General features: G+C 62.0%; 1 protein-coding gene. It reads left to right on the top strand.

The genetic code is table 11. The annotated features are described in order from the left end of the window. Positions 1-266: 266 nt before the first annotated feature. Positions 267-14,705, top strand: a 14,439-nt coding sequence (locus ACYP01_RS09070) for an amino acid adenylation domain-containing protein (RefSeq protein ID WP_459679506.1), incomplete at its 3' end; no start/stop codon positions are given.

Raw genomic sequence — 14,705 nt, forward strand, 5'->3', positions numbered from 1 at the left:
ATTGATTGTCCCAGGGGGTGAGGTGTCGCGCGCCGCGTCTGAACGGTGCGTTTCGGCAATTCGATCGGGGGGTAGATGAGCTGGGCGATTTGTAACGAATTGCAACAAAACCATCGATACACCGGGGTATGGATTTCTCTTGTCACCTATGTATCGGAGACAATGGGTGGTTCTGGCTCGTCGAGGTTGGATGAGGTCGGTAGCTGCTGCGAATCGGACGTTCGGCTCGCACGGGTGCGCAATGGTGTGGAAGAGAGGCTGTGGGCGTGAATTCGCTGGGTAACGGAGAACTGGGGAGCGGCAAGCCGGAGGTCGGCAGCTCGCCGGAAGACGTTCAGCGATCCGACGCATTCCCGCTTTCCGCGGCCCAGCTCGGTATGTGGTTCGCGCAACACCTCGATCCCGCCGTTCCGGTCAACATCGCTCAGTACGTCGAACTCCGTGGTGCTCTGGAACTTGACGCCCTTCGGCAGGCCTGCGCAGACGCCGGTCGCGAAATCGGGTCGGCCTTCGTCCGGATCTTCGAGATCGACGCCCAGCCTTACCAGATCATCGACCCCACACTCGATGATTCGGTCGGTTACGTCGACCTTCGTAGTGAAGACGACTCGCACGACGCTGCCATGCGGTGGATGCGAGCAGATCGCAGCCGGCCGATCGACATGCTCACGGACCGCTTGATCTCTGCCACGATCCTGCGGCTCGGCGAGAATCGCTACTACTGGTACACGCGGGTCCACCACACAATTCTCGACGGATTCGGTGCGTCGACGTTCGTCACTCGTGTGGCGGAGCTGTACTCGGCGCGCGTGGAGGGCCGGGATCCGGAGCCGAGTGAGGCCTCCGATCTCCGGAACGTCTACGAGGTGGACAACAAGTACCGCCAGTCGAGTCGTTTCGAAACCGATCGCAAGTACTGGGCAGACAAGATCGAGAATCTCGACGAGATCTCGAGCCTCGCGGGTCGAAGTGCCGCGCCTGCTCCAGTCAGTCGGATCGACAGTGCAGCGCTGTCCAACCACGTCGAGGCGCTGCTCGGGCGGTTCCTCGAGCGCATCGAGAAGACCACTGTTGCCGGCACTGTCGTCGCGGCGTTTGCGGCGTACCTCGCTCAGATGACCGGGCGAGAGGACGTGTCGCTGAGTCTGCCCGTTTCCGGTCGAACAACAGCCGTGCTGCGTCGATCCGGAGGCATGGTCTCCAACGTCGTGCCGCTGCGCCTGACCGTCACCGCGGACACCACCGTCCAGGAGCTTCTGGACGATGTCAGGAACGAAATGTCCGGCGCACTGCGCCACCAGCGATACCGACATGAGGACATGGTTCGCGGCGGGGACGGGCCGGGCAGGGGCGGATTCTTCGGTCCCTGGATCAACATCATGATGTTTTCCACCGAGTTGGCGTTCGGGCCCCTCGTCGGCGAGCTTCACATCCTGTCCACGGGTTTGATCGAAGACCTCGGTGTCAACCTGTACCAGAGCGTCGGCGATACCCGCACACACATCGACTTCGAGTCGAATCCCAATCTGTACGCGCCCGCGGACGCCCAGCGAAATCACTCGCGGTTCGTAGAGTTTCTCGAGAAGTTCGTCTCGGCCGAAACGAGCCGCAAGGTCTGGGATCTTCCTGTCGCAACCGACGAGGAGCGAAACAAGGTTGCCTTGTGGAACCGCACCGGCTTCCACGTTGCCTCGCAGACCATCACCGAAGCATTCGAGCGTCAGGTCGAGAGAACTCCCGATGCCACCGCTGTCGTTTTCGAAGGCGCCAGCCTCACGTACGCCGAATTCGACGCCCGCGCAAATGGTTTGGCCCGACAGCTCATCGCCATGGGTGTCGGACCCGAATCGCTTGTGGGGCTCTCGATCCGCAGGTCTCTGGACTTGATGGTCGGTCTGTACGCGATCGCCAAGGCCGGCGGGGCCTGGGTGCCGGTAGATCCCGACCATCCAGCCGACCGCACCGCCTATATTCTCGAGTCGGCGCAGCCCACGTGTGTTGTGACTACTGCGCGGGACGAGGTGGATCTGCCCGAGGGGACTCGGGTGATCGAGATCGACACCCTCGACTACGGACGGCTCGACAGTCGACCGATCGCCAACGCAGATCGCCTGTCTCCCTTGCATTTCTCGAACACTGCGTACGTGATCTACACCTCGGGGTCGACCGGGCGACCCAAGGGTGTCGCGGTCACTCACGCAGCGATCAACAATCAGCTTCAGTGGATGAATGCCGAGTACGGGCTTTCGGCGTCGGACATCTACCTGCAGAAGACCGCCACGACATTCGACGTGTCGCTGTGGGGATTTTTCATGCCGTTGCAGGTCGGCGCCACGCTCGTCGTCGCGACTCCGGACGGCCATCGGGACCCGATCTACGTGGCGAACAAGATCGCGGAGCTCGGCGTCACGATCACCGACTTCGTGCCATCCATGCTCACGCTGTTCACGGCGAATGCACCTGCCGGATCTTGTGATTCGTTGCGCCACGTGTTCGTCATCGGCGAGGCGCTCCCGCCCGAGACGTCTTCGGCCTTCCGTGAACTCTGTGGAGCCGGACTGCACAACCTGTACGGTCCGACCGAAGCTGCGGTATCGGTCACGTACTACGAGGCCGTGGCCACGGATACTACTTCCGTGCCGATCGGTATGCCGCAGTGGAACACTCAGGCGCACGTACTGGACGGACAACTTCGCCCGACCCCCATCGGGCAGCCGGGTGAGCTCTATCTCGCCGGCGTTCAACTCGCGCGCGGATACGTTGGTCGACCGGACCTGAGCTCGGATCGGTTCGTAGCCAATCCGTACGGCACGGCCGGTGAGCGTATGTACCGGACCGGCGACCTCGTTCGTCGCCGTGAGGACGGAAATCTCGACTACATCGGGCGTACAGACTTCCAGGTGAAGTTCCGCGGGCAGCGCATCGAACTCGGCGAGATCGAGACCGTCCTTCTGGCGCACCCCGACGTTTCGCAGGCTGTCGTTTTGGTGACCGTCACCCCGACCGGTGATCAATTGGTCGGCTACGTCGTGCCGGGTCCAGGCCGAAACATCGATGCTGCGGTCCTCAGTGAGTTCGCCGGCCGAAGCCTCCCGTCGTACATGGTTCCGGCCGCGTTGATGGTGCTCGATGCGTTGCCGCTCAACACGAGTGGCAAATTGGATCGTGCCGGGTTGCCCGAGCCGGTGTTCGCGAGTGCAAAGCAGTACCGCGAGCCCCGCACCGAAATCGAACGCATCGTGGCGGACGTGTTTGCCGACGTTCTCGGTGTCGAGCGCGTCGGTATCGATGACGACTTCTTCGAGCTCGGTGGAAACTCTCTGGTTGCAACACAATTGGTGACGCGAGTGGGTTCGGCATTGGGAGTGCAACTCGGCGTTCGAGAGCTCTTCGAATCCACCACGGTCGCCACCCTGGCGGCCCGCGCCGAGTCGGTGGCGGGCAACGCCAGGCAGCTCACCCCGCTGATCGCCAAGCCTCGTCCCGAGGTCGTCCCGCTCTCGCTTGCGCAGCAGCGCATGTGGTTCATCAACCGTCTCGATCCGTCGACGCCCGCCTACAATCTTCCGTTCACGGTCCGGCTCACCGGTTCGGTGGACCCGTCCGCCCTGCATGCCGCGGTGATGGATCTTCTCGAGCGACACGAGTCCTTGCGGACGATCTACCCTGATGTCGACGGAACCGCGCAACAGCTGGTTCTGCCGGTCGACCGGGCCGCGGTGGAGTTGAATCCGGTCAAGATTCGGAATTCGCATCTCGACGCGGCGCTGTTCGACGTGGCGTCTCGCGGCTTCGACGTGACGCTCGAAATCCCGGTACGGGTTGCCCTCTTCGAGGTGTCTCCGACGGACTACGTCCTGGTGATGGTTCTCCATCACATCGCTGCAGACGGACTGTCGTTCCGTCCGCTCGCACGTGACCTTCTCGTCGCCTACTCGGCGCGAAGTGAGAAGTCTGCGCCGGCGTGGACGCCGCTGCCGATTCAGTACGCCGACTACGCCCTGTGGCAGCGCGAAGCACTGGGATCCGACGAAGACCCGCGCTCGGAGTCGTCTCGCCAGATCAACTTCTGGCGCCGGGCACTTGCCGATCTGCCGGATCAGTTGGATCTGCCGACCGACCGACCTCGTCCGGCCATCGCGTCCAATCACGGTGCCAAGCACCATTTTCAGATCAGCGAACGCACGACGCGCAAGTTGAACGAGTTGGCGCGCTCGAGGAGCGTCTCGCTGTTCATGGTGTTGCAGGCGGCATATGCAACGCTGTTGAGCCGGCTCAGTGGTACCTCCGACATCGCGATCGGTGCCCCGATCGGCGGGCGAGGCGATCAAGCGCTCAACGACGTGATCGGCATGTTCGTGAACACCCTGGTGCTTCGCACCGAGGTCGATCCGAACGAACGATTCGAAGAGTTGCTCGCTCGGGTAAGGGAATCGGGCTTGTCTGCCTACGGGCATGCCGATGTGCCGTTCGAGCGGTTGGTCGAAGTCCTGAGTCCGGCGCGTTCGCAGGCTCGTCACCCGCTGTTCCAGGTTGCGCTCACTGCGGAGATCAGTGGACGACGCGAACTGGAATTCTCAGGTGTCAAAGCAGTTGCAGCTGAATTGGAAGTACCGGTCGCCAAATTCGATCTCGAGCTCATGGTGTCCGAGAATCCTGAAGGCAGCGAAGACTCGGACGTCTTGAGCGCCACCTTCACCTATGCCACGGACCTGTTCGATCCGGCCACGGTGAACACTTTCGCTACTCGGTTCGTGCGCATCCTCGATGCCGTGGCTACCCGACCTGAAACGATCGTCGGCGATATCGACCTGCTCTCACGCTCCGAGCGCACCGATCTGACGGTCGTAGCCGCGGATGACACGATGCCCCGGCAGAGTCTCGTCGACATCTTCCTGTCCGGCACGGCTGAGGCGGATTCGGTTGCTGTGCGCTTCGAGGGTCGATCGATCACCTATCGAGAGCTCGATGAGCAGTCGTCGAAGCTCGCACGGGTTCTGATCGGACGTGGCGCCGGCCCCGAGACCATTGTTGCTCTCGCCTTTCCTCGCTCGTACGAGATGGTCTGTGCAGTATGGGCGGTGGCGAAGTCAGGGGCGGCATACGTCCCAGTCGACCCGAGTTATCCGGAAGATCGTGTCCGGCACATGCTGGCCGATTCTTCGGCCGCGATCGGACTCACGTCGGGACAGTTCGTAGATCAGCTTCCTGCGGTCACAGAATGGTTGGTCCTTGACGGCCAGGCGCTGAACGGAGAACTGTCGGCGCAATCTTCAGCGCCGGTCACGGACGAGGACCGAATCGCTCCGATTCACAGTTCTCACGTTGCATATGTCATTTACACATCCGGTTCCACGGGAAAACCGAAGGGTGTCAGCGTCACTCACGGTGGACTCCGTGGCGTCAGAGACGCAGCACAGCGTCGCTACGGGGTAGAACAGTCCTCGCGCTTCCTCCATATCTGTTCACCGAGCTTCGACCCGTCGGTACTCGAATGGATGGTCGCCTTCTCCGCGGGTGCAACTTTGGTGATCGTTCCGTCGACAATTATCGGTGGACACGAGTTGTCGGATCTTCTTCATTCCGAGAAGGTCACACACGCGATCATCACTCCCGCAGTACTCGGGACCATGGAGCCGGCAGAGCTGCCTGAATTGCGAGTCGTCTCCGTCGGCGGTGACGTGACCACTCCCGAGTTGCTGGCGAAATGGGCCCCAGGGCGCGCCTACTTCAATGGGTATGGTCCGACCGAGACCACTATCATCTCGTCGTTCGGCGATCTCGCGATCGGCCGATCGATCGACATCGGGCGTCCCGTCGAGGGCATGTCGGCACTGGTACTCGACGAGCGTCTGCATCCTGTTCCAGTCGGTACCAGGGGAGAGCTCTACTTTGCGGGCGCTGCATTGGCTCGCGGCTACCATGAGCGGCGAGGCCTTTCTGCGGAACGGTTTGTCGCCAACCCGTATTCGCCGGATGGCGAGCGAATGTACCGGACCGGCGATGTCGTGCGCTGGACCGGCGGAGACGCGCGCGGTGACGCGGGGGTTCTCGAATACGTCGGCCGCAGTGACTTCCAGGTCAAGGTTCGCGGATTCCGTATCGAACTCGGTGAGATCGACGCAGTTCTGTCCTCGCACGAGTCTGTGCGCTTCGCGGTGACGGTCGGAAGCGAAGGCGCGGCGGGTATCACAACCCTCGTTTCCTACGTCGAACTGGCTGACGGGTCGAGTTTCGATCGGGACGTGCTCGCCTCGTTCGTGGCGGAGGCTCTGCCGAGCTACATGGTTCCGTCCGTCATCATGGAACTCGCTGAGGTTCCGTTGACCCCGGTGGGCAAATTGGATCGCCGGGCTTTGCCGGAGCCTGTTTTCGAGGTCCGCGAGTTTCGTGCACCCACCACGCCGGTGGAAGAGATTGTCGCGCAGGTGATTGCGGATGTTCTCGGAGTGGAACGAGTCGGCCTCGACGACGACTTCTTTGAACTCGGTGGCAACTCCCTGGTGGCCACTCAGGTCACCTCCCGATTGGGGCGGGCGCTCGACACTACGGTGCCGGTGCGAACGCTATTCGACGTTTCCACCGTCGAGGCGCTCGCCGCACACATCGAGTCGCACGTAGGTAGCGGCGGGCAGAAGGCGCTCGTCGCACAGGTGCGTCCCGCGGAAATTCCGTTGTCGCTGGCGCAGCAGCGCATGTGGTTCCTGAACCGCTTCGACACCGACTCAGCTGCTTACAACATCACTTTTGCTCTGCACCTGACTGGTCATCTCGATACTGCCGCGATGGAAATGGCGCTGGAGGACGTACTGGCCCGGCATGAGGTGCTCCGAACGGTATATCCGGACGGGGCTTCCGGACCGAAGCAGTCGATTCTGTCGCTCTCGGAGGCGTTCGGCGGGCTGACCGTGGAGTCGGTTTCGGATCAGGACGAGCTCGAAAGTCGAGTCGCTGCAATCGGATCCTCAGCGATCGACGTCACCGTCGACGTGCCGATCCGTGTCCGCCTGTTGACGGTCAGCGACACCGAGCACACCCTTGCGATCGTGGTTCATCACATCGCCGCTGACGGTTGGTCGATGGCGCCCCTGGCTCGCGATGTCATGATTGCCTACTCGGCACGCAAGGACGGGATCGCGCCGGCGTGGCAGCCGTTGACTGTGCAGTACGCCGACTATTCGTTGTGGCAGCGTGAGGTTCTGGGGTCGGAAGACGACTCGGAATCACTGATCTCGCAGCAGATCTCGTACTGGACCGAGACTCTGGCAGACCTACCGGATGTGATCGAGCTTCCGTCGGACCGGTCTCGGCCTGATGTGGCGTCGATGCGCGGCGAGCGATTCGCGTTCGAGATCTCCGGGGATGTGCACCGTCGATTGGACGCGCTGGCACGGGAGAACAACGCGACGCTCTTCATGGCGTTGCACTCGGCGCTTGCCGTTCTGATGGCCCGACTGAGCGGGACCTCGGACATCGCCGTGGGCACTCCCGTTGCCGGTCGCGGGGACGAGGCGCTCGACGATCTCGTCGGTATGTTCGTCAACACGCTTGTTCTGCGCACCGAGGTCGACCAGGCCCAGACATTCACGGATCTGCTGGCTGCGGCGAGTGATTCTGCGCTCGGAGCGTTCGCTCACTCGGACGTGCCCTTCGAGCGGTTGGTGGACGTCTTGGCTCCCGCCCGGTCGCAGGCCAGACATCCGCTCTTCCAGGTTGTGCTGTCCTTGCAGAATCTCGCGCAAACGGCATTGGAACTGCCGGGACTGGCGATCAAGGCCGCCGAAATCGACACGACCACTGCCAAGTTCGACCTCGAACTCGCAGTAACAGAGTCGATCGGCGAAGACGGGATCCAGCAAGGGCTCTCGGCCGAATTCACGTTTGCTGCAGATCTGTTCGACGTTTCGACGGTCGAGGGGTTTGCTCGGCGTCTGGTTCGTATCCTCGAGACTGTCGTGTCGGTTCCTTCGATTGTCGTCGGTGACATCGATATTCTCGATGCGGCCGAGCGGGGTGTGCTGGCCGATGTTCATGGAGGTCAGTCGGTCTCGGGAACCCTGGTCGAGATCCTCACAGCGGCGGCCGCTTTGGATCCGTCGGCGGATGCGATTCGCTTCGACGGTCAGTCAATCAGCTACCGCGAACTCGACGAGCGGTCGTCGCGACTCGCTCGTGTTCTGATTGAGAAGGGCGTCGGGCCGGAGGATCGGGTCGCGATCGCGATTCCGCGTTCGGCCGATTCGGTTCTCGCTCTGTGGGCAGTGGTGAAAACGGGTGCTGCATTCGTGCCCGTCGACCCGACGTATCCGGTTGACCGTATCGCCCACATGATCTCCGATTCCGGTGCGGTGCTGGGTCTTGCGCTCAGTGACGTCGAGGCAGGATTGCCGTCGGCGTTGACGTGGGTTGTTCTCGACGACGAGAAGACAGTGGCGGCGTGCGCGGCAGAATCTTGCGCGCCGGTGAGTGATTCGGATCGACGCAGTGCGATCGACGAGCGGCAGCCTGCTTACGTCATCTACACCTCTGGCACCACGGGTCTGCCCAAGGGCGTTGTGGTCACCAATGCGGGTGTGGCGAACTTCTGCGCCGAGCAGGTCGAGCGCTATGCGCTGACCGCGGATGCTCGAACGCTGCATTTCGCCTCGCCGAGTTTCGATGCTTCTGTTCTCGAGTTGCTGATGGCATTCGGAGCAGCATCGACGATGGTGATTGCGCCGACGACGGTGTACGGCGGCGCGGAATTGGCCGAGATCTTGCGCTCGGAGGGCGTGACGCATGCGTTCGTGACGCCCGCTGCGCTGGCATCAGTGGATCCGAGCGGGCTCGACGCGTTGCGGGTGGTTGTCGTCGGTGGCGAAGCCAGTTCGCGGTCTCTCGTTGCCAAGTGGGCGGTGCCGCTTCCGGATGGCGGTGTGCGTGGATTCTTCAATGCGTACGGTCCGACGGAGTCGACAGTCGCCTCGAACATCAGCGATACGCTGACCGCGTTTGATCGTATGAACATCGGCGGCCCGATTCGGGGAATGGCCGCGCGGATCTTGGACGGCCGCTTGCAGCCCGTTCCGGTTGGTGTCGCAGGTGAGTTGTACGTGTCGGGTGTTCAGGTCGCTCGTGGATACCTGGGACAGCCGGCATTGACAGCGGGTCGTTTTGTCGCAGACCCGTTCGGGGCGCCGGGAGAGCGGTTGTACCGCACGGGTGACGTGGTCCGGTGGATCGACGGTGGCGCAGTGGAGTACGTGGGCCGCAGTGACTTCCAGGTCAAGATCCGTGGGTTCCGTATCGAACTCGGCGAGATCGAGGCCGCGCTGACCCGTTGCGCGGGCGTTGCGCAAGCTGTTGCTCTCGTTCGTTCCGACGATCACTTCGGAGATCGTCTCGTTGCATACGTCGTGCCGCAGGCCGGCGCCGAGGTGGATCCCGCACAGGTCATCGAGTCGGTGTCGACGTTCCTGACCGGCTACATGGTCCCCGACTCGGTACTGGTACTCGATTCGATTCCGTTGACCACCGCGGGCAAGACGGACATCAAGGCTCTGCCCTCGCCCGTGTTCGAGTCCAAGGTGTACCAGGCGCCGATCACGACCGTCGAAGAGACTGTCGCGCAGGTGTTCTCCGAAGTTCTCGGAGTCGCACAGGTTGGCCGCGACGACGATTTCTTCGAACTCGGCGGCAACTCGTTGATCGCGACCCGTGTCGCCGCTCGGCTGGGAGAGGCGCTCGACACAAGCGTTCCGGTTCGTGCGCTCTTCGAAGCGTCGACCGTGCAGTCACTCGCCGTCCGGCTCGAGCTGCACGCCGGTTCGGGCGCCACCGCCCCACTGGTGCAGCAGCCCCGGCCAGCTCGGATCCCACTTTCGTTGGCGCAGCAGCGCATGTGGTTCCTGAACAGGTTCGAACCCGCGTCGGCAGTGAACAACGTCCCGGCGGCGATCAGGATTTCGGGCGCCCTCGATGTGGCAGCTCTTGACGCCGCCGTGATCGATGTCGTGGGCCGACACGAATCACTGCGAACTGTGTATCCAGACGTCGACGGCGTCGGCTATCAGGACGTCCTCGACGTCCAAGACGTTGTCGTCGATCTCAGCCCCGTGTCGATCACGGAAGATCGCCTGGCTGCGGGCGTCGCCGAGCTGGCGACAGTCGGCTTCGACGTGACGTCCGAAGTCCCGTTGCGCGCCAAGCTCTTCAAAGTCGGCGACAGCGAATACGTTCTGGTGTTCGTCGTGCATCACATCTCGACCGACGGTTTCTCGATGGGTCCGTTGACCCGTGACGTGATGGTTGCCTACGAAGCACGTACACGAGCGTCGGTGCCGGCTTGGACGCCGTTGCCGGTGCAGTACGCCGATTACTCGTTGTGGCAGCGTGAGGTTCTCGGGTCCGAGGACGATCCGCGGTCCGTGATCGCGAAGCAGATTGCGTTCTGGTCGGATGCGTTGGCTGATCTTCCGGAGCAGTTGGATCTGCCTGGTGATCGTCCTCGTCCCGAGGTCGCTTCAGGGCGCGGAGCCGAGGTCGAGTTCGATATCGACGCCACCCTGCACGAAGCTGTCAATTCGATTGCGCACAGCAGTAACTCGACACCATTCATGGTTGTTCACGCAGCGCTCGCCGTCGTACTTTCTCGTTTGTCCGCAACGACCGACATCGCGATCGGTACACCGATCGCGGGTCGCGGTGAGGCGCAGCTCGACGATCTGATCGGTATGTTCGTCAACACTTTGGTGTTGCGTACCGAGGTTGATCCGTCGATGTCGTTCACGGATCTGTTGGCTTCGGCGCGTGAAGTGGATCTACAGGCGTTCGCGCACGCGGATGTTCCGTTCGAGCGTGTGGTGGAGGTTCTCGATCCGGTTCGTTCGCAGGCTCGTCATCCGCTGTTCCAGGTGGCATTGACGTTCCAGAACCACGAACAGACAACGCTCGAACTGGGCGACCTCGAAGTGTCGATCGAAAGTGCCGATCTTGCGCTGGCGAAATTCGACCTCCAGTTGACCCTGACCGAACGAACCGACGAGGCCGGCGCACCCGCCGGAATGTCCGCCTCTTTGACGTATGCGACGGATCTGTTCGACGAGTCGACCGTTGTGGAATTCGGTGATCGGCTGGTAAGGACCTTCCGTGCGGTGACTGCTGATCCCACCGTAGCGGTGGGTGACGTTGACATCTTGGTCGATGGAGAACGAAACCTGCTGTCCCGCTTCAGTGCCGGCCAGATCGATCGTGGTGTGGATTCGACGTTGTCGGCGTGGTTCGATGATGCTGCTGCGCGGTTTGGTGATCGGGTTGCGGTGCGGTTCGGTGGCGAGTCGTTGTCGTATGGTGAGTTGTCGGTGCGGGCTAATCGTTTGGCGCGCAGGTTGATTGCTCAGGGTTGTGGTCCGGAGTCGTTGGTCGCGGTGGCGTTGCCGCGGTCGGCGGATCTTGTGGTGGCGTTGTTGGCGGTGGTGAAGTCCGGTGCGGGGTATTTGCCGGTGGATCCGTCGTATCCGGCTGATCGTGTCGAGTTCATGTTGGCTGATGCTGCTCCGGTGGCTGCGATTTCGTGGTCCGGGCGTGAGTTGGTGTTGCCCGCTGGTTTGCCTGTGGTTGATATCGACGCGGTGGATGTGTCGGAGTTCGATGGTTCGGTGGTGGCGGATGCGGATCGTGTTGCGCCGTTGCGGTCGTCGAATGTTGCGTATGTGATTTACACGTCGGGTTCGACGGGTCGCCCGAAGGGTGTGCAGGTTCCGCACACGACGGTGGCGAAGTTGTTTGCGAATACCGAGGGTGTGTACGGGTTCGACGAATCCGATGTGTGGACGATGTTCCACAGTTATGCGTTCGACTTCTCGGTGTGGGAGTTGTGGGGTCCGCTGTTGTACGGCGGCACGTTGGTGGTTGTGGATTATGTGACGTCGCGGTCGCCGGAGCAGTTCTTGGAGTTGCTTGCTGCTGAGCGGGTGACGGTGCTCAATCAGACGCCGTCGGCGTTCTATCAGTTGGCCGAGGCTGATCGGTTGGCGTCGGAATCCGGTCGGGCCGCTGAGTTGTCGTTGCGGTGGGTTGTTTTCGGCGGCGAGGCGCTCGAGCTGCGTCGCTTGTCGGATTGGTACGGCCGCCGCGGTGACTTCGCGCCGACGTTGGTGAACATGTACGGCATCACGGAGACGACGGTGCATGTGAGCCATCGTGTGTTGGATGCTGCGTTGGCGGCGGATGCGTCGGCGAGTGTTGTGGGTCAGGCTATTTCGGGTCTGCAGGTGTTCGTGCTCGATACGCGTTTGGCTCCGGTGCCTGTTGGTGTCGCGGGTGAGATGTATGTCTCTGGTGTTCAGTTGGCTCGGGGTTATCTGGGTCAGGCGGGGTTGACGTCGACGCGGTTTGTGGCGAATCCGTTCAATGCCGGCGAGGTGTTGTACCGCACGGGTGACGTCGCTTCGTGGAACAGCGCTGGTGATTTGGAGTATCTGGGTCGCGCGGATGATCAGGTGAAGATCCGTGGTTTCCGGATCGAGATCGGTGAGATCGAGTCTGCGGTGTTGGCGGATGTGTCGGTGGCGCAGACGGCGGTGGTCGTCCGTGAGGATTCTCCGGGTGATCAGCGGTTGGTGGCGTATGTGGTTCCGGCTGCGGGTGTGAGCGTTTCGGTCGACGATGTCCGCACCGGTGTGGGTTCGTTGTTGCCGGAGTACATGGTGCCGTCGGCGTTTGTGGTGTTGGATTCGATTCCGTTGACGGTGAACGGGAAGTTGGATCGTCGGGCGTTGCCGGTTCCGTCGTTGCAGGTTGCGGTGTTCCGTGCTCCGACGTCGGTGGTGGAAGAGGTTGTTGCGCAGACGTTTGCGGATGTTCTGGGCGTCGAGCGTGTTGGTTTGGATGATGATTTCTTCGCGCTCGGTGGTAATTCGCTGATTGCGACGCAGGTGACGTCTCGGTTGGGTCAGGCGTTGGATGCTTCGGTGTCGGTGCGGGAGTTGTTCGAGGCGTCGACGGTGGAGGCGTTGGCTGCTCGTTTGGGTTCTCATGTCGGTGGCGGTTCACGTGCGGCGTTGACTGCGCAGGTGCGTCCGGTTCGGGTTCCGTTGTCGTTGGCGCAGCAGCGCATGTGGTTCCTCAACCAGTTGGATACGAGCTCGGCAGGGAACAACGTCCCGGTTGCGATAACTCTCACCGGAGAACTGGACGTCTCGGGGCTGGAGCAAGCGGTCGCCGACGTTATCGGCCGTCACGAGGTTCTGCGCACGGTCTACCCCGAGGTCGACGGCGTCGGCTACCAGAAGATCGTTGCACCGGCTGATGTCGACGTGAACCTCGCTGCAACCTCGGTCTCGGATTCGGAGATCGTTTCCGAGGTAACGAACTTCGTAGCGGCAGGCTTCGACGTGACGGCCGAGGTGCCGTTGCGCGCCAAGCTTTTCCAGATCAAGGCCGACGAGCACGTTCTGGTATTCGTGGTGCATCACATCTCGACCGACGGTTTCTCGATGGGCCCGTTGACCCGCGACGTCATGACCGCCTACTACGCCCGAACCAACGGCCAGGCTCCGACCTGGACGCCGTTGCCGGTGCAGTATGCCGATTACTCGTTGTGGCAGCGTGAGGTTCTCGGGTCCGAGGACGATCCGCAGTCCGTCATCGCGCAACAGATCACTTACTGGGCGCAAGCACTGGACGGCGTGCCCGAACAGTTGAATCTTCCGGGGGATCGGGCTCGGCCGGCGGTATTCTCCGGTCAGGGAGCGACATTCGAATTCTCGATCGGTCAGGAATTGCATGAGCGGCTGATCAGCGTGGGCCGGGAACACAATGCGTCGATGTTCATGGTGGTCCATGCGGCTCTGGCGTCGCTTCTCGCTCGTCTGTCGGGAACAACGGACATCAACATCGGTGCACCGATGGCCGGGCGAGGTGAATCCGAACTCGACGATTTGATCGGAATGTTCGTCAACACCCTGGTTTTGCGTACCGAGGTTGATCCTTCGGCGGCGTTCACAACACTTCTGGCCTCGGCTCGGGAAACCGACCTTCAGGCGTTCGCGCACTCGGACCTTCCGTTCGAGCGGCTCGTGGAAGTGCTGGATCCCGTTCGGTCGAGGGCACATCACCCGCTGTTCCAGGTGGCATTGGCATTTCAGAACCTGGGACAGAACTCGTTGGCTCTGCCCGGTCTGACGGCGGCCGAGTTCGAAATCGACGAGACCGTGGCCAAGTTCGACCTGCAGCTCACGATCAGTGAGGTATCAGAAGGGCTGTCGGCGACGTTCACGTACGCGACGGATCTGTTCGACGAATCGACCGTCCGCGGATTCGCCGCACGATTGATGCGCATTCTGAACGGAATTGCGACGGACCCCGCAACTTCAGTGGGTGACATCGAAATCCTCGACGCGTCCGAGCGTGAGGTTCTGACGAGTCAAAGGGCTTCGTCAGGAGTAGCGCAGGCGCCGTTGGCCGAGATTCTTGCCGACGCTGCTGCGCGCTACCCGGACAACGTCGCTTTGCGCTACCCCGGCACGGCGCAGGCCGCGGCCGGTAGGTCCATGACGTATCGAGAGGTCGACGAGTGGTCGTCGAAGCTGGCCCGCGTTTTGATCAACCGTGGTCTCGGGGCTGAAGATCTTGTGGCGGTGTCGATTCCGAGATCCGTCGAATCGGTACTCGCGGTCTGGGCAGTGTCGAAGACCGGGGCAGCGGTCGTTCCGATCGATCCGCAC

Source organism: Rhodococcus sp. no. 34 (assembly GCF_054589475.1).